Raw genomic sequence first — 17,264 nt, 5'->3', positions numbered from 1 at the left:
GACGCGGTGGCTTTTTTCATTCAGACCACGACGGGCTCGGGTTCCAGGCGAATCCCGAAGCGCTCGTACACGCTGGTCTGGATCGCCTTGGCCAATGTCATCACCTCGCCCCCTGTCACCGGGTTCTCCGTGCCGCCCCGGTTGACCAGCACCAGCGCCTGGCGCTCGTAGACGCCGGCGTTGCCGACCGACTTGCCCTTCCAGCCGCAGGCGTCGATGAGCCAGCCGGCGGCCAGCTTCACGCTGCCGTCGTCCATCGGGTAGTGCACGATCCGGGGCTCGCGCGCGATGATGTCGGCGCACTGCTCGGAGGTGACGGTCGGGTTCTTGAAGAAGCTGCCGGCATTGCCCAGCACGCGCCAGTCGGGCAGCTTGGCGCGGCGGATCTGGCAGACCCACTCGAAGACGTCGGCGGCGTCGGGCGTGAAGTTGCCGGCCTCCTCCATCTTGCGTTCGAGATCGAAGTACCCCACCACCGGCTTCCACGGCTTGGGCAGCCGGAAGCGCACCCGCGTGATCAGCGCCCGCCCGGCCAGGCCGAAGTCGTTGGCGCCGCTGGCCACGTGCTTGAAGACCGAATCGCGGTAGCCGAAGGCGCACTGCGCCGCGTCGAGCGTGAAGGTGCGGCCGGTCTCGAAATCGATGGCGTCGAGCGAGTCGAAGCGGTCCTGCAGTTCGACCCCGTAGGCGCCGATGTTCTGCACCGGCGAGCCGCCGACCGTGCCGGGGATCATCGCCAGGTTCTCCAGGCCGGGAAAACCGTTCTCCACCGTCCAGCGCACCGTCTCGTGCCAGTTCTCGCCGGCGCCGGCCTCGATGATCCAGGCGCGCGGGGTTTCCTCCACCAGCCGCCGGCCCATGATCTCCACCTTGAGCACCAGTGGCTTGACGTCGCCCGTCAGCACGATGTTGCTGCCGCCCCCGAGCACGAACTTCGGCGCCTCGCGCCAGCGCGCGTCGGCCTGCAGGGACAGCACGTCGGCCTCCGACGCGACGCGCGCCAGGTGCTGCGCGCGGGCGACGATGCCGAAGCTGTTGTAGGGCTGCAGGGGGACGTTGGACTCCACGATCATGTGAGAATTGTCGCATTCACCCCGCGCCATCCCAGGACCCGCCATGCCTTCATTCGACACCGTCTGCGAACCCAATCTCCCCGAAGTCAAGAACGCCGTCGAGAACACGGCCAAGGAGATCGCCACCCGCTTCGACTTCAAGGGCACGTCCGCGTCGGTCGAGCTCAAGGACAAGGAGATCACGATGATCGGCGACGCCGAGTTCCAGCTCGTGCAGGTCGAGGACATCCTGCGCGCCAAGCTGACCAAGCGCAGCGTCGACGTGCGCTTCCTCGACAAGGGCGACGTGCAGAAGATCGGCGGCGACAAGGTCAAGCAGGTCATCAAGGTCAAGAGCGGCATCGAGACCGAGACCTCCAAGAAGATCCAGCGCCTGATCAAGGACAGCAAGCTCAAGGTGCAGGCCGCCATCCAGGGCGACGCCGTGCGCGTGACCGGCGCCAAGCGCGACGACCTGCAGGCCGCCATGGCGCTCATCAAGAAGGACGTGCCGGACATGCCCTTGAGCTTCGACAACTTCCGCGACTGAAGCGCCGCCGGCGGCACGCCCCGCCCCGGTCGCGTGCTACCGCCCTCCTCTCCTTCCTCCCCGCCAGCCGGCCGGCCCGACGCCGCTCGTCGCGAGAACCCCTCATGCGCATCGCCCGGGCCCTCCCGCTGCCGACCCTGCTTCTGGCCGGCCTGCTCGCGCTGGCGGGCGCGGCGCGGGCCGCGTCGTCGGTCACGCTGACCGGCACCATCGGCAACCGCGCGATCCTGGTCGTCGACGGCGCGGCGCCCAAGACCGTGGCGGTCGGCGAGCGGCACCGCGACGTGCGGCTGGTGTCGCTGGCCGACGGCCAGGCCGTTGTCGAGACCGGTGACGGCCGGCGCGCCACCCTGCGCATGGACACGCCCGTCAGCATCGGCGGCACGGCGCGCGGCGCGGGCGGCAACGGCACGCGCATCGTGCTGCCGGCGGGCAGCGGCGGGCATTTCATGGCCGACGGCGCCATCAACGGGCGCGCGGTGCGTTTCCTGCTCGACACCGGCGCCACGTCCGTGGCCCTGTCGGTCGCCGACGCCGAGCGCATCGGCCTCGACTACCAGGGCGGCCCGCCGGTGCGCATCGGCACGGCCAACGGCGTGGTGCAGGGCTGGCAGGTGCGGCTCGACGCGGTGCGCGTGGGCGACGTGGAGGTCGCCGGCGTCGAGGCCATCGTCGCCCCGCAGCCGATGCCCTACGTGCTGCTGGGCAACAGCTTCATCGGCCGCTTCTCGATGCGGCGCGACAGCGACCAGATGGTGCTGGAGAAGCGCTACTGAAATCGTCGGATGCGGCTCAGCGCTGCGCGGCCGTCACCACGATCTCGATGAGGTAGGCCGGGTTGGCCAGCGCCGCCTGCACGGTGGCGCGCGGCGGCGTGTGGCCGGCCGGCACCCAGGCGTCCCAGACCTCGTTCATCTCGCCGATCCGGCCGATGTCGGTCAGGAAGATCTGCGTCGCGAGGATGCAGGTCTTGTCGCTGCCGGCCTCGGCCAGCAGGCGGTCGACCATCGCCAGCACCTGGGCGGTCTGGCCGCGCAGGTCGGCGGCGGTGTCGTCGGCGACCTGGCCGGCGAGGTAGACGGTGCCGTTGTGCACGGCGGTCTCGCTCAGCCGTGCGCCGACGTGGAAGCGTTGGATGTCGCCCATGGGGTGGTGATCTCGATGAGGTGTTGGAAAAGGGAAGGACGATCGGTGGCCGGGGCGGCTAAGGCTTCTTCCTGCTCCCGAGCTTCGACTCGGTGCCCGCCGCCAGGCGTCGGATGTTCTCGCGGTGCCGCCAGATCAGCAGCAGGCTCATGACGATCAGGCTGACGAGCACCGTGCGGTCCGGCACCCAGGCGATGGTGCCGCCGACGACCAGGTAGAAGGCCGGCGCGAAGAAGGCCGCGACGATCGAGGCGAGGGACGAGTAGCGGAAGAAGAAGGCGACGATGGCCCACGTGGTGCCGGTGGCCAGCCCCAGCAGCCAGTCGATGCCGAACAGCGCGCCCGCCGCCGTCGCCACGCCCTTGCCACCCTGGAAGCCGAAGAACACCGGATAGAGGTGGCCGAGGAAGGCCGCCAGCCCGGCCAGCGCGGCGGTGCCCGGCCCCATCCCCAGGTCGGGTCCGACCAGCCGGATGATGAAGACCGGCACCCAGCCCTTGAGCGCGTCGAGCAGCAGGGTCGCCAGCGCGGCGCCCTTGCGGCCCGAGCGCAGCACGTTGGTCGCGCCGGGATTGCCGCTGCCGTAGCTGCGCGGGTCCTCCATGCCGAGCGAGCGGCTCACGATCACGGCGAAGGACAGCGAGCCCAGCAGGTATGCCAGGACGATCGCGATGAACGAGGGAAGGTGGAAGCTCAAGGGGGGTCTCCGGGACTGACGGCGCCGCGCCGCGATCGCGGCGTTTCGGCCGTCGGCGGGCCGGCTATTCTGCCAGCGCGCACTGCACCGGCCGCGCGCCCAGCAGCGTCGTGCACACCCGCGGATCGATGCCGATCAGGTAGCCGCGCCGCCCGCCGTTGATGGCGATCCACGGCAGCGCGAGGATGGTCGACTCGACGAACACCGGCATGGCGCGCCGGGTGGCGAAGGGCGAGGTGCCGCCCACCCGGTAGCCACTGTGACGGTCGGCGACCTCGGGCTTGCAGGGCTCGACCGACTTGGCGCCGATCTGGCGCGCGAGGTTCTTGGTCGAGACGGTGCGGTCGCCGTGCATCAGCACCAGGAGCGGCTTGGCGTCCTGGTCCTGCATGACGAGCGTCTTGACGACGGTGGCCGGGTCGAGGCCGAGCACGGCGGCGCTGTGGCGGGCGCCGCCCTTGTCGAGGTACGCGTAGGGATGCTCGGTGAAGGCGATGCCGTTGGCGCGCAGCAGTTGCGTCGCCGGGGTTTCCGAGACGTGGGCCTTGCGAGTCGCCATTCATCCTCCTCGTGACGATAAAACGGATACGAGTCGATCCTTGGATTCAATTCGCCGGATCGCGCAACTCCCACCGGATCCGATCGATCTCCGCCAGCACCTCCGCCGACAGCGTCGTGCCCCACGCATCCACGTCCTCGTCCAACTGCGCCACCGAGGTCACGCCGATGATCGTGCTGGCCACCTGCCATTTCGTGTAGCAAAACGCCAGGGCCAGCTGCGTCGGCGTCAGGCCGTGGTCGCGCGCGAGCTGGTTGTAGCGGCGGGCGGCGGTCAATGCGTCCGGCCGGCCCCAGCGCTGCTTGCGTACGGACTCGTAGCTCGCGATGCGGGCGCCCTTGGGTGCCTCCGGTCCGTCGATGCCGCTCTGGTCGTACTTGCCCGTCAGCAGGCCGAAGGCGAGCGGCGAATAGGCCAGCAACGAGACGCCCAGCCGGTGCATCGTCTCGTCCAGGCCGTTCTCCAGTGCGCGGCTGACCAGGCAGTAGACGTTCTGCACCGTCGCCACACGCGGCAGGCCGTGCTGCTCGGCCAGGCGGACGAACTCGTGCACGCCGTAGGGCGTCTCGTTGGACAGGCCGATGTGGCGCACCTTGCCGGCCTTGACCAGACCACCGAGCGCTTCGAGCTGCTCGTGGATCGGCGTGGCGGAGGTCTCCTTGGCCGGGTCGTAGTACAGGGTGCCGAAAGCCGGCACGTGGCGCTCGGGCCAGTGGATCTGGTAGAGGTCGATGACGTCGGTCTGCAGGCGGCGCAGGCTGGCGTCGCAGGAGGCGACGATGTCGGCTGCGGTCATGCCCGTGCCCTTGCGCACCCACGGCATACCGCGCGACGGGCCGGCGACCTTGGTGGCCAGCGTGACCTTGCCGCGCGCGCCGGGGCGGCTGGCGAACCAGCGGCCGATGATGGTCTCGGTGGCGCCGTAGGTCGCCTCGCGCGCGGGCACCGCATACATCTCGGCGGTGTCGAGGAAGTCGATGCCGCGTTCGAGCGCGCGGTCGAGGATGGCGTGGGCGGCGGCCTCGTCGACCTGCTCGCCGAAGGTCATGGTGCCGAGGCAGATGGGGGTGACGTGCAGATCGCTCTGCCCGAGTCGGATGCGTTGCATGGTGGAGGCGGCCGTTGCGAGACGGTCCGGGATGGAGAGGAACAGGAGAGGCACTCTAACGCCCTCCTCCACCCCCGTCGGGCGCCGATCGCCCGCGAAGCGCGACCCGCGCCGCGCGCCCCTCGCAGGCTTCCTATGATCGGTCCCATGTCCCTCTACGAACCCCGCTTCCCCTCCCGCAGCGAGACCGTCGACGTGCGCGGACTGCCCTATCACGTCCGGCTGTGGGGCGAACCCTCCGCGGAACGTCCGCCGCTGGTGTTGCTGCACGGCTGGATGGACGTCTCGGCCTCGTGGCAGTTCGTGGTCGACGCGCTGGCGGAATCGCGTTTCGTCGTCGCGCCGGACTGGCGCGGCTTCGGCCGCACGCCGGGAGGTCCCGGCGGCGCGGTCGACAACCACTGGATGCCCGACTACCTCGCCGACCTCGAATGGCTGCTCGACCGCTTCGCCGGCGACGCGCCGGTCGACCTGGTCGGCCACAGCATGGGCGGCAACATCGCGATGCAGTACGCCGGCGTGCGGCCGCAGCGGGTGCGGCGACTGGTGAACCTCGAAGGCTTCGGCATGCCGGCCCTGGCGCCCGAGGACGCGCCCCGGCGCTACGCCGACTGGATCGACCAGCTCAAGCGCCTGCACCGCGGCGAGCTGGCCCTGCAGACCTACGACGGCCCGGAGGGCGTGGCGCGGCGCCTGACGAAGACCAACCCGCGCATCGCGCAGGACAAGGCGCGGTGGCTGGCGCGCCACTGGGCCGCGCCCGTGGACGACGCGCGCGACCCGGTCGGCGACGGCGGCACGCGCTGGGCGATCCTGGGCGACGCCGCGCACAAGGTGGTCAACGCGAACATCTACCGCGCCGACGAGGCCGTCGCCCTCTACGCCTGCATCGCCGCGCCGGTGCTGGCCGTCGAGGCGGCCGACGACGGCTTCGCGCGCTGGAAGGGCCGCTACACGCGCGCCGAGTACCGCGCGCGGCTGGCCGCCGTGCCCGACGCGCGCATCGCGGTGGTGGAGGACGCCGGCCACATGCTCCACCACGACCAGCCGCTGCGCGTCGCGCGGCTGATCGAGGATTTCCTGCGGCCGTCGCCGACCGCCTGACCGGATCGCCCCGGCGCGCCCCGGGCCACCTCGCGTTCTTTTCCCACAGGATCACGGCCCGCGTCCCTGGCAGACTCGACGGCTTTTGCCTTCGAGCGCCATGCCCCCATGAACAAGACCGATCCCGTCGTCGATCCGCACGCCTTCGAACGGATGCTCTCGCGCAACGTCAAGCTGCCACTGCTCGGCGGCCTGTTCGGCGCGGTGCTGTTCGTCGCGCTGATCGCCTACCTGCTCTCGGTCATCGGCTGGGTCGAGCACACCGACCGCGTCACGCACAACGTGAGCGAGGCGCAGCGCCTGAGCGTGGACCTGGAGACCGGCATGCGCGGCTTCGTCATCACGGGCGAGGAGAGCTTCCTGTCGCCCTACGACAGCGCGCAGCCGCAGATCGCCAAGAGCCTCGCCATGGTGCGCGAGATGGTCAAGGACAACCCGGCGCAGGCCGAGCGCATCGACCGCATCACGACCCTGCAGACGGCCTGGAACCAGTACGCGAGCGAGGTCATCGCCCTGCGCCGCGGCGGCGGCGACTACCTGAGCGCCATGCGCCGCGGCCAGGGCAAGCGCCTGACCGACGCCATGCGCGCCGACTACGCCGAGGTCATGAACGTCGAGCAGCAATTGCGCTTCCAGCGCAACAGGCAGGCCAACAACACCAGCCTGGGCGTCATCGGCCTGTTCCTGCTCTTCACGGTCACGGCGACCGGCCTGCTGGCCTACTTCGGACGGCGGCAGCTGGTGCGGCTGTCGGAGGACTACGGGCGCACGCTGGCCCGCCAGGAAGCCGCGGCCACCAAGCTGGCCGAGCAGGCGTGGGTGCGCAGCCGCCAGACCGAACTCGCCGGCCGGCTGGTGGGCGAGCTGGGGCTGCAGGAGGCCGGCGCCCAGGTGCTCGACTTCTTCGCCCGCCACATCGACAGCACGGTCGGCGCGATGTACGTACGCGACAACGCGGGCGGCTTCGGCCGCATCGCCAGCTACGGCTTCTCGCCCGAGGCCGAGGCCGAGCCCCAGGTCTTCGGTCCGCACCAGGGGCTGGTCGGTCAGGCGGCCGTGGGACGCCGGCTGATGCGCGCGGAGCCGCTGTCGGCCGATTACCTGAAGGTCAACTCCGGCCTCGGCAGCATGGCGCCGACGGCCGTGCTGCTGCTGCCGGTGGTCGCCGACGGCCACGTCAACGGCGTCGTCGAGCTGGGCTTCCTGAGCCCGCCGGACGAGCGCGCCACGCAGCTGCTCGAACTGGTGGCCGACGACGTCGCCAACGCCATCTCCGCCGCGCGCTACCGCGAGCAGCTCCAGGAGGTTCTGGCCGAGACCCAGCAGCTCAACGAGGAGCTGCAGGTGCAGCAGGAGGAGCTGCGCACCTCCAACGAGGAGCTGGAGGAGCAGTCGCGGGCCCTGCGCGAGTCGCAGGCGACGCTGGAGAACCAGCAGGCCGAGCTGGAGCAGACCAACGACCAGCTCGCCGAGCGCACCGAGGCGCTCGACCTGCGCAACGCCGCCCTGCGCCGCGTGCAGGCCGACCTGGAGGACCGCGCCCGGGAACTGCAGCGCGCGAGCCGCTACAAGTCGGAGTTCCTGGCCAACATGTCGCACGAGCTGCGCACGCCGCTCAACAGCGCGCTCATCCTGTCGAAGCTGCTGGTCGACAACCCGCAGGGCAACCTGACGCCCGAGCAGGTGCGCTTCGCGCAGTCGATCCACTCGTCGGGCAACGACCTGCTCGAACTCATCAACGACATCCTCGACATCGCCAAGGTCGAGTCCGGCAAGCTCGACATCGTCACGGAGACGGTGTCGCTCAACGCGCTGGCCGACGGCCTGTCGATGACCTTCGCGCCGCTGGCCAGCCAGAAGCGGCTGGACTTCCGCGTCGAGCTGGCGCCGGACGCGCCACCGACCCTCCTGACCGACCGCCACCGCGTCGAGCAGATCCTGAAGAACCTGCTGGCCAACGCGATCAAGTTCACCGAGCACGGCGCGGTGTCGCTGCAGATCTCGGGCGCGGACGGCGGCGGCGCGGCCTTCGCCATCACCGACTCGGGCATCGGCATCGCGGCCGACCAGCAGGAGATCATCTTCGAGGCCTTCCGCCAGGCCGACGGCACGACGAGCCGGCGCTACGGCGGCACCGGCCTGGGCCTGTCGATCTCGCGCGACCTCACGCGGCTGCTCGGCGGCACGCTCGGGGTGCGCAGCACGCCCGGCGCGGGCAGCACCTTCACGCTGAGCCTGCCGGCCGCCGCGCCGCAGGCGGCGGGCGGCGCGGCGCAGGCGGGCGCGAGCGGGGCGGCCCCGGCGGCCCCGATGTCCGCCGCGTCCTCCATGTCCCACGCGCGCGCCGGGACGGCGGCGCAGACCCCGCACGGCGCCTCGCCGGCATCGGCATCGGCATCGGCATCGGCATCGGCATCGGCATCGGCATCGACCTTTCCACCCACGGCCCCGGCATCCCGCGCCGCGTCGCCGACGCCATCGGCACCGTCCACCGCGGGCGCGCGCCCCGGCGCCACGACTGCCCTCCCCTTCGCGGACGATCGCCTCTCGACGCAGACCGAAGGCCGGCGCGTGCTGGTGATCGAGGACGAGCCGCAGTTCGCCCACATCCTCTACGACCTCGCGCACGAGCTGGGCTACCGCTGCCTGGTGGCGCACGGCGCGCACGACGGCTTCGACCTCGCGGTGCAGTTCCTGCCCGACGCCGTCCTGCTGGACATGCGCCTGCCCGACGCGCCGGGCCTGAGCGTGCTGCAGCGCCTGAAGGACGAACCCCGCACGCGCCACATCCCGGTCCACGTCATCTCCGGCACCGACCACGTCGAGACCGCGCTGCACATGGGCGCGATCGGGTACGCGATGAAACCGACCTCGCGCGAGCAGCTGCGCCAGGTGTTCGACAAGTTCGAGCAGAAGCTGACGCAGAAGCTCAAGTCGGTGCTGCTGGTGGAGGACGACGCGCTCCAGCGCGAGGCCGTGACGCGGCTGATCGGCGACGACGACGTCGCCATCACGGCGGTCGCCTCGGGCGAGGAGGCGATGGCGCTGCTGCACGAGCGCGTCTTCGACGTCATGATCACCGACCTGCGCCTGCCCGACATGCAGGGCAGCGACCTGCTCAAGCGCATGTCGAGCGAGGACATCTGCTCGTTCCCGCCGGTGATCGTCTACACCGGGCGCAACCTCACGCGCGACGAGGAGGCCGAACTGATGCGCTACTCGCGCTCGATCATCATCAAGGGCGCGCGTTCGCCGGAGCGCCTGCTCGACGAGGTGACGCTGTTCCTGCACAAGGTCGAGGCCGACATGACCACCGAGCGGCGCAGCATGCTGCGCACCGCGCGCGGACGCGACCGCGTCTTCGAGGGCCGGCGCGTGCTGCTGGTGGACGACGACGTGCGCAACATCTTCGCCCTCACCAGCGCGCTGGAGCAGCGCGGCGCCATCGTGGAGATCGGCCGCAACGGACGCGAGGCGCTGGAGAAGCTCGACCGCGTGGCCGACATCGACCTGGTGCTGATGGACGTCATGATGCCGGAGATGGACGGCCTGGAAGCCACGCGCCGGCTGCGCCAGGACCCGCGCTTCGCCAAGCTGCCGGTGATCACCATCACCGCCAAGGCCATGAAGGACGACCAGGAGCAGTGCCTGGCCGCCGGCGCCAGCGACTACCTGGCCAAGCCGGTCGACCTCGACCGCCTGTTCTCGCTGATGCGCGTGTGGATGCCGCGCCTGGAGCGCCTGTGACGCGGCCGGCGACGGGGCCGGGGCCACGGTCGATGCCGCCGCCGTCGGCCGGCGAGATCGAGCTGCGGCTGCTGATGGAGGCCATCTACCTGCGCTACAGCTACGACTTCCGCGACTACACCGGCGCCTCGCAGAAGCGGCGCGTGACCTATGCGCTGGGCCAGCTCGGCCTGGTGAGCGTCGCCGAGCTGCAGGACCGCGTGCTGCGCGATCCGGCCGTGTTCGCGCAGCTGCTGCAGTTCCTGACGATCCCGGTCAGCGAGATGTTCCGCGACCCGGCCTACTTCCTGGCCCTGCGCCGGCAGGTGCTGCCGGTGCTGGAGACCTATCCGTCGATCAAGATCTGGATCGCCGGCTGCAGCACCGGCGAGGAGGCCTGGTCGATGGCCATCATGCTGCGCGAGGAAGGCCTGCTGCAGCGCGCGCAGATCTACGCCACCGACATCAACCCGGTCTCGCTGGAGAAGGCGCGCCAGGGCATCTTCCCGCTGGAGGCGGTGCGCGGCTACACCACCAACTACCAACGCTCGGGCGGCCGGCGCTCGTTCTCCGACTACTACACCGCCGCCTACGACGCCGCCCGCTTCGACCCCTCGCTGTGCGCCGACGTGATCTTCGCCGACCACAGCCTGGCCACCGACAGCGTCTTCGCCGAGACGCAGCTGGTGTCGTGCCGCAACGTGCTGATCTACTTCAACCGCACGCTGCAGGACCGGGCCCTGGGGCTGTTCCACGAGTCGCTGTGCCACCGCGGCTTCCTCGGCCTGGGCTCCAAGGAGAGCATCGACTTCTCCGCCTACGCCGGCCGCTTCGGCCCGCTCGCGCGCGACGAGCGCATCTACCGCAAGGCGTCATGACGGGGCCGGCGATTCCGAAGCCGCGACCGGGCGCGGCGGCCCGGCGCGTCGAGGCGGTCGTCATCGGCGCCTCCGCCGGCGGCGTCGAGGCGCTGCTGACGCTGCTCGGCGGCCTGACGGCGGCCTGGCGCCTGCCCGTCGTGGTGGTGGTGCACCTGCCCGAGCACCGCGAGAGCCTGCTCGCCAAGGTCTTCGCCCAGCGCCTGGCCGTGCGCGTGCTGGAGGCCGCGGACAAGGCGCCGGTCGAGCCCGCCACGGTGTATTTCGCGCCGTCGGGCTATCACCTGTCGATCGAGCGCGAGCGCGTCTTCTCGCTGAGCTGCGAGCCGCCGGTGCTGTGGTCGCGACCTTCCATCGACGTGCTGATGGCTTCGGCCGCCGACGTCTACGGCCCCGCGCTCGCGGGTTTCCTGCTCACCGGCGCCAACCAGGACGGCGCCGAGGGCCTGCTGCGCATCCACCAGGCCGGCGGCCTCACCGCCGTGCAAGACCCCGCCGACGCGGAGGTCGATACCATGCCCCGTGCGGCCCTCGGCCGCCACGCGCCGGACGCCGTGCTGCCGCTTCGCGGCCTGCGCGACCTGCTCGTGCAACTGGATCCATTTCATGCCGATTGATGTCGAGAGCAAACTGCTCATCGTCGACGACCTTCCCGACAACCTCCTCGCGCTCGAAGCCCTCGTGCGCGGACCGGAGCGCCGCGTCTTCCAGGCCACCTCCGCCGACGACGCGCTGGCGCTGATGCTCGACCACGAGTTCGCCATCGCCATCCTGGACGTGCAGATGCCCGTCATGAACGGCTTCGAGCTCGCCGAGATGATGCGCAGCACCGAGCGCACGCGCCACATCCCCATCATCTTCGTCAGCGCCGCCGGGCGCGAGCTGAACTACGCCTTCCGCGGCTACGAGAGCGGCGCGGTCGACTTCCTGCAGAAGCCGCTCGACCCCCAGGTGGTGCGCAGCAAGGTCAGCGTCTTCGTCGACCTGCACCGCCACCGCAAGGCCCTGCGCCACGAGATGGAGGCCCTGGCCGCCTCGCACCGCGAGCAGGACGCGCTGGTGCACCAGCTGCAGGCCGCGCAGGGCGAGCTGCAGCGCGCCGTGCGCATGCGCGACGACTTCATGTCGATGGTCTCGCACGAGTTGCGCACGCCGCTCAACACGCTCTACCTGGAGACGCAGGTGCGAAAGATGCACCTCGCGCGCGGCAATCTCTCGCCCTTCGCGCCGGAGCACCTGCCGGCCATGATCGAGCGCGACCAGCGCCAGATCCAGAACATGGTGCGCCTGATCGACGACATGCTCGACGTCACCCGGCTGCGCCAGGGCGCGCTGTCGATCCGGCCCAAGCCCTTCGATCTGGCCGCGATGGCGCGCCGCGTGGTCGAGAGCCTGGCCAACCAGGCCGAGGCCGCCGGCTCGGCGCTGGAGCTGCACGCCCCGACCGACGTGCCCGGCACCTGGGACGAGTTCCGCATCGAGCAGGTGCTGACCAACCTGCTGACCAACGCCCTGCGCTACGGCGGCGGCAAGCCGGTGGCCATCGAGGTCGCGCCGACGGCCGACGGCCGCGCGCGCATGAGCGTGCAGGACCGCGGCATCGGCATCGCGCCGCAGGACCAGGCGCGCATCTTCGAGCAGTTCGAGCGCACCGACGACAGCCGCAGGCATGCCGCCGGTCTCGGCCTGGGACTGTTCATCACGCGCGAGATCGTGCGCGCCCACGGCGGCGCGATCACCGTGGAGAGCACGCCGGGCGAGGGTTCGCGCTTCGAGGTCGCGCTGCCGACGCGGCCGCCGGCCGAGCCGGTGACGGCCCCGATGCCGCAGCCGATCGTGCCGGCCGCGCGGACGTGAGAAAATTCGCGGTTTCCCCCGACCACTTTCAGGACACTCCATGGACGCAGAACAAATCAACCACATCGGCGCAACCCTCGCGGACCTGAGTGTCAGGACGGTCGATCTCCGGAGGTATCTTTGACTACGATGCCAAATCCGAACGCCTGAGGACCGTCAACGCCTCGCTCGAGGACCCGACGGTCTGGAACGATCCCAAGAAGGCCCAGGAGCTCGGGCGCGAGAAGAAGTCGCTCGACGACGTCGTCGTCACGCTCGACCGGCTCACCAGCGGCCTGTCGGACAACACCGAGCTCTTCGAGATGTCCAAGGCCGATGCCGACATGGACGGCCTGGCCTCCATCGCCGATGACGCCGCCCTCCTCGAGGCCGACATCAAGCAGCTCGAATTCCGCCGGATGTTCAACAACCCGGCCGACCCGCTCAACGCCTTCGTCGACATCCAGGCCGGCGCCGGCGGCACCGAGGCCTGCGACTGGGCCAGCATGCTGCTGCGCCAATACCTGAAGTACGCCGAGCGCAAGGGCTTCAAGACGCAGATCGAGGACGAGACGCCGGGCGACACCGCCGGCATCAAGGGCGCCACCATCAAGGTCGAGGGCGACTACGCCTTCGGCCTGCTGCGCACCGAGACCGGCGTGCATCGCCTGGTGCGCAAGTCGCCCTTCGATTCCTCGGGCGGGCGCCACACCAGCTTCGCGAGCATCTTCGTCTACCCGGAGATCGACGACTCGATCGAGATCGAGATCAACCCGTCGGACGTGCGCACCGACACCTTCCGCGCCTCCGGCGCCGGCGGCCAGCACATCAACAAGACCGACTCGGCCGTGCGGCTCACGCACATCCCGACGGGCATCGTGGTGCAGTGCCAGGACGGCCGCAGCCAGCACAGCAACCGCGACGTCGCCTGGAAGCGCCTGCGCTCGCGGCTCTACGACCACGAGATGCGCAAGCGCCAGGAGGAGCAGCAGAAGCTCGAGGACAGCAAGACCGACGTCGGCTGGGGTCACCAGATCCGCAGCTACGTGCTGGACAACAGCCGCATCAAGGACCTGCGCACCAACGTCGAGATCTCGGCCACGCAGAAGGTGCTCGACGGCGACCTCGACGCCTTCATCGAAGCCTCGCTGAAGCAGGGCGTCTGATGGACGCCCCCGCCGCCGTGCGACCCCGTGTCGAAGCCTTCATCTTCGACATGGACGGCACCATGATCGACTCCATGCCCTGGCACACCAAGGCCTGGGGCGAGTTCGCGCGCCGGCGCGGCCTGGCGCTCGACGTCGACGACCTCATGCGCCGCACCACCGGGCGCAACGCCTTCGAGTGCGCCTGCGAGCTGATGGCGCGCACCGTGAGCGCCGAGGAGAGCGCGGCGATCACGCACGAGAAGGAGTCGATCTACCGCGAGCTCTTCGGCGCCGTCTTCGCCGAGGTCGCGGGCTTCCGCGCCTTCGCCGCCGATGCGGCCGCGCGCGGGCTGAAGGTCGCCGTGGGCACGGCGGGCGACCGCCACAACATCGCCTTCGTCATGTCGCGCCTGGGCATGGACCCGTTGCCGCTGGCCATCGTCGGCGGCGACGAGGGCCTGTCGGGCAAGCCCGAGCCGGCCATCTTCCTCGAGGCCGCGCGCCGCATCGGCGTCGCGCCCGAACATTGCGTCGTGTTCGAGGACGCGCCCTTCGGCATCGAGGCGGCGCGGCGCGCGGGCATGCGCGCCGTGGCCGTCTGCACCACCCACACCCCGGACGAGCTCGCGGGGCCGCACGTCGTGGCGGCCGTGCGCACCTACGACGACCTCGTCCTTTCCGACTTTCTGGAGACATTCGATGCTGCAACTGCGTGATGGACAGGCCCCCGTCGACCCGCTGGCGATCCTGCGCGAGGACTACGTCGCGCCGGCCTGGTGGATCGACACCGTCGAACTGACCTTCGACCTCGACCCGGCCAAGACGCGCGTGCTCAACCGCATGCGCCTGCGCCGCAACCCCGACGCCCCGGCGGGCGCGCTGCGCCTGGACGGCGACGAACTCAACCTGGCGCGCGTGCTGGTCGACGGCCAGGGCGCGTCGTTCCGCATCGAGGCCGACCAGCTGGTGATCGACAACCTGCCCGAGAGCTTCGAGCTGGAGATCTTCACCACCTGCTGCCCGGTCAAGAACACCAAGCTCATGGGCCTGTTCGTGAGCGAGGACACCTTCTTCACGCAGTGCGAGGCCGAGGGCTTCCGTCGCATCACCTACTTCCTCGACCGGCCGGACGTGATGGCCAACTACACCGTCACGCTGCGCGCCGACAAGGCCGCCTACCCGGTGCTGCTGTCCAACGGCAATCTGGTCGACAGCGGCGAGCTGCCCGACGGGCGCCACTTCGCGCGCTGGGTCGATCCGTTCCGCAAGCCCAGCTACCTGTTCGCGCTGGTCGCGGGCAAGCTGGTGGCGCGCGAGCAGCGCATCACCACGCGCGCGGGCCGCGACCACCTGCTGCAGGTCTACGTGCGCGCGGGCGACCTCGACAAGACCGAGCACGCGATGAACTCGCTCATCCACTCGGTGCTGTGGGACGAGGCGCGCTTCGGCCTGCCGCTGGACCTCGACCGCTTCATGATCGTCGCCACCAGCGACTTCAACATGGGCGCGATGGAGAACAAGGGCCTGAACATCTTCAACACGAAGTACGTCCTGGCCAGCCAGTCCACCGCCACCGACGCCGACTTCGCCAACATCGAGAGCGTGGTCGGCCACGAGTACTTCCACAACTGGTCGGGCGACCGCGTGACCTGCCGCGACTGGTTCCAGCTCTCGCTCAAGGAAGGCCTCACGGTCTTCCGCGACCAGGAGTTCAGCATGGACCTGTGCGCCGACGCCTCGGCGCGCGCGGTCAAGCGCATCGAGGACGTGCGGGTGCTGCGCACCGCGCAGTTCCCCGAGGACGCCGGCCCGATGGCGCACCCGGTGCGGCCCGACAGCTACATCGAGATCAGCAACTTCTACACCGTCACGATCTACGAGAAAGGCGCCGAGGTCGTGCGCATGATGCAGACGCTGGTCGGCCGCGCCGGCTTCGAGCGCGGCATCACGCTGTACTTCGACCGCCACGACGGCCAGGCCGTCACCTGCGACGACTTCGCCCAGGCGATCGCCGACGCCAACCCCGACACCGAACTCGCGCGTCTGCTGCCGCAGTTCAAGCGCTGGTACGCCCAGGCCGGCACGCCGCGCCTGAGCGCCAGCGCCAGCCACGACGCGGCCGCCGGCACCTACACGCTGCGCTTCGAGCAGCGCTGCCCGCCGACGCCCGGCCAGCCGACCAAGCTGCCGGTGGTCATCCCGGTCAACCTGGGGCTGCTCGACGCCGACGGCCGCGAGATCGCGCTGCGGCTCGAGGGTGAAGCCGACAGCGGCGACACGCGCCCGGGCACCCGCACGCTGGTGCTGACGCAGCCGTCCGAGACCTTCACCTTCACCGGCATCGACGCCGAGCCGGTGCCCTCGATCCTGCGCGGCTTCAGCGCGCCGGTGATCCTGGACTTTGACTACACCGACGCCCAGCTGCTCGCCCTGCTCGCCCACGACACCGACCCGTTCAACCGCTGGGAGGCCGGCCAGCGCCTGGCGCTGCGCAGCGCCATCGCCGCCATCACCGGCCCCGGCGACGACGACGCGGCCGTGCTCGACGCCAGCTACGTCGAGGCCATGCGCGGCGTGCTGCGCGACGCGACGCTCGACGCGGCGTTCAAGGAATTGGTGCTGACGCTGCCCTCGGAGACCTACGTCGCCGAGCAGCTCGACGTGGTCGATCCGCAGCGCGTGCACGTCGTGCGCGAAGCCATGCGCGCGCAGCTGGCCACCGCACTCGCGCCCGAGTGGGAGACGGTCTACGAAGACAACCGCGACACCGGCGCCTACACGCCCGACCCGCTGTCCGCCGGCCGGCGCGCGCTCGCGGGCGTGGCGCTGGCGAACCTGTGCCTGGCCGCGCGCCGCTCCGGCGACACCGTCTGGCCCGGCAGGACATTGCAGCGCTTCAAGGACGCGGCCAACATGACCGACCGCTTCAACGCGCTGTCGGCCCTGGTCTCGTCGGCCCATCCGCTGGCCGAGCAGGCGCTGGCGCGCTTCCACGCCCTGTTCAAGGACGAGGCGCTGGTCATCGACAAGTGGTTCTCGCTGCAGGCCGGCGCGCCCGACCGTGGCGGCGACATCCTGCCGCAGGTGCGGCAGCTAATGAAGCACCCCGATTTCTCGCTGAAGAACCCCAACCGCGCCCGTAGCGTGATCTTCAGCTACTGCAGCGCCAACCCCGGCGCGTTCCACCGCGCCGACGCGTCGGGCTACGTGTTCTGGAGCGACCGCGTGATCGAGCTCGACGCCATCAATCCGCAGGTGGCCGCCCGCCTGGCGCGCGCGCTCGACCGCTGGAACAAGCTCGCCGAGCCCTATCGCGGCGCCGCGCGCGAGGCGATCGTGCGCGTCGCCAGCCGGCCGGGGCTGAGCAAGGACACGCAGGAAGTCGTCACCCGCGCGCTGGCCGATCCGGCCGGCGCACCCTGAACTTTTCCATCGAACGCAAAGGACCCGAGGAACCCAC

15 protein-coding genes are annotated in these 17,264 nt (G+C 70.5%); 10 read left to right on the top strand and 5 right to left on the bottom strand.

Features of this window, described 5'->3' with window-relative positions; genetic code table 11:
• Nucleotides 1–20 precede the first annotated feature (20 nt).
• Nucleotides 21–1,073, bottom strand: coding sequence for a UDP-N-acetylmuramate dehydrogenase (gene murB / locus ABID77_RS00195; RefSeq protein WP_429589161.1), 1,053 nt, complete (start codon nt 1,071–1,073; stop codon nt 21–23).
• Nucleotides 1,074–1,116: 43 nt separating this feature from the next.
• Here murB and ABID77_RS00190 point away from each other — a divergent pair, with 43 nt between their 5' ends.
• The gene (locus ABID77_RS00190; protein ID WP_429589158.1) at nt 1,117–1,602 is read left to right on the top strand and encodes a YajQ family cyclic di-GMP-binding protein; all 486 of its coding nucleotides are present in this window, start codon (nt 1,117–1,119) and stop codon (nt 1,600–1,602) included.
• 104 nt (nt 1,603–1,706) lie between these two features.
• Nucleotides 1,707–2,378 carry a retropepsin-like aspartic protease family protein gene (locus ABID77_RS00185; RefSeq protein WP_429589155.1) on the top strand — a complete coding sequence of 224 codons (672 nt, stop codon included), beginning with the start codon at nt 1,707–1,709 and terminating at the stop codon, nt 2,376–2,378.
• A 16-nt stretch (nt 2,379–2,394) separates the two neighbouring features.
• Here the strand turns inward: ABID77_RS00185 and ABID77_RS00180 are convergent, their stop codons facing one another.
• From ABID77_RS00180 to ABID77_RS00165, 4 genes are all read right to left on the bottom strand, one after another.
• Complete coding sequence (locus ABID77_RS00180) at nt 2,395–2,748, bottom strand: RidA family protein (protein ID WP_429589151.1); 354 nt, start codon at nt 2,746–2,748, stop codon at nt 2,395–2,397.
• A gap of 58 nt (nt 2,749–2,806) precedes the next feature.
• Nucleotides 2,807–3,445, bottom strand: a complete 639-nt coding sequence (plsY, locus tag ABID77_RS00175) for a glycerol-3-phosphate 1-O-acyltransferase PlsY (RefSeq protein WP_429589148.1) — start codon at nt 3,443–3,445, stop codon at nt 2,807–2,809.
• A gap of 64 nt (nt 3,446–3,509) precedes the next feature.
• Nucleotides 3,510–4,004 (bottom strand): aminoacyl-tRNA deacylase, encoded by a 495-nt coding sequence (locus ABID77_RS00170; protein WP_429589145.1) that lies wholly within the window; start codon nt 4,002–4,004, stop codon nt 3,510–3,512.
• 46 nt (nt 4,005–4,050) lie between these two features.
• A complete protein-coding gene (locus ABID77_RS00165; RefSeq protein WP_429589142.1) occupies nt 4,051–5,112 on the bottom strand; it encodes an aldo/keto reductase in 1,062 nt (353 codons plus the stop codon).
• Between the two features lie 147 nt (nt 5,113–5,259).
• Here ABID77_RS00165 and ABID77_RS00160 point away from each other — a divergent pair, with 147 nt between their 5' ends.
• The 8 genes from ABID77_RS00160 to pepN all read left to right on the top strand — a co-directional run bounded on the left by ABID77_RS00160 (nt 5,260) and on the right by pepN (nt 17,227).
• On the top strand, nt 5,260–6,216 hold the full coding sequence (locus ABID77_RS00160; protein ID WP_429589139.1) for an alpha/beta fold hydrolase: 957 nt from the start codon (nt 5,260–5,262) through the stop codon (nt 6,214–6,216).
• A 108-nt stretch (nt 6,217–6,324) separates the two neighbouring features.
• Nucleotides 6,325–9,963 carry a response regulator gene (locus ABID77_RS00155; protein WP_429589136.1) on the top strand — a complete coding sequence of 1,213 codons (3,639 nt, stop codon included), beginning with the start codon at nt 6,325–6,327 and terminating at the stop codon, nt 9,961–9,963.
• A gap of 32 nt (nt 9,964–9,995) precedes the next feature.
• A complete protein-coding gene (locus ABID77_RS00150) occupies nt 9,996–10,820 on the top strand; it encodes a CheR family methyltransferase (protein ID WP_429589133.1) in 825 nt (274 codons plus the stop codon).
• On the top strand, nt 10,817–11,437 hold the full coding sequence (locus ABID77_RS00145; RefSeq protein ID WP_429589130.1) for a chemotaxis protein CheB: 621 nt from the start codon (nt 10,817–10,819) through the stop codon (nt 11,435–11,437). The genes ABID77_RS00150 and ABID77_RS00145 overlap by 4 nt, the downstream gene beginning before the upstream one ends.
• Complete coding sequence (locus ABID77_RS00140) at nt 11,427–12,677, top strand: hybrid sensor histidine kinase/response regulator (protein ID WP_429589127.1); 1,251 nt, start codon at nt 11,427–11,429, stop codon at nt 12,675–12,677. The genes ABID77_RS00145 and ABID77_RS00140 overlap by 11 nt, the downstream gene beginning before the upstream one ends.
• A 40-nt stretch (nt 12,678–12,717) precedes the next feature.
• Nucleotides 12,718–13,822, top strand: a protein-coding gene (gene prfB, locus ABID77_RS00135; protein ID WP_429589125.1) for a peptide chain release factor 2 whose coding sequence is annotated in 2 segments (ribosomal slippage) — nt 12,718–12,798 and nt 12,800–13,822 — 1,104 coding nt in all. Because the reading frame shifts where the segments join, the coding sequence is not laid out codon by codon here.
• Nucleotides 13,822–14,520 carry an HAD family hydrolase gene (locus tag ABID77_RS00130; protein WP_429589122.1) on the top strand — a complete coding sequence of 233 codons (699 nt, stop codon included), beginning with the start codon at nt 13,822–13,824 and terminating at the stop codon, nt 14,518–14,520. The genes prfB and ABID77_RS00130 overlap by 1 nt, the downstream gene beginning before the upstream one ends.
• Nucleotides 14,504–17,227, top strand: coding sequence for an aminopeptidase N (gene pepN / locus ABID77_RS00125; protein WP_429589119.1), 2,724 nt, complete (start codon nt 14,504–14,506; stop codon nt 17,225–17,227). Before ABID77_RS00130 ends, pepN begins: the two co-directional genes overlap by 17 nt.
• Nucleotides 17,228–17,264: the final 37 nt, after the last annotated feature.

The sequence above is a fragment of the Variovorax sp. PvP013 genome (assembly GCF_050435945.1).
In the GTDB taxonomy this organism is placed as follows: domain Bacteria; phylum Pseudomonadota; class Gammaproteobacteria; order Burkholderiales; family Burkholderiaceae_C; genus Variovorax.
The sequence above is the reverse complement of the archived record's forward strand: the minus strand, read 5'-3'. Positions and strand labels throughout refer to the sequence as shown.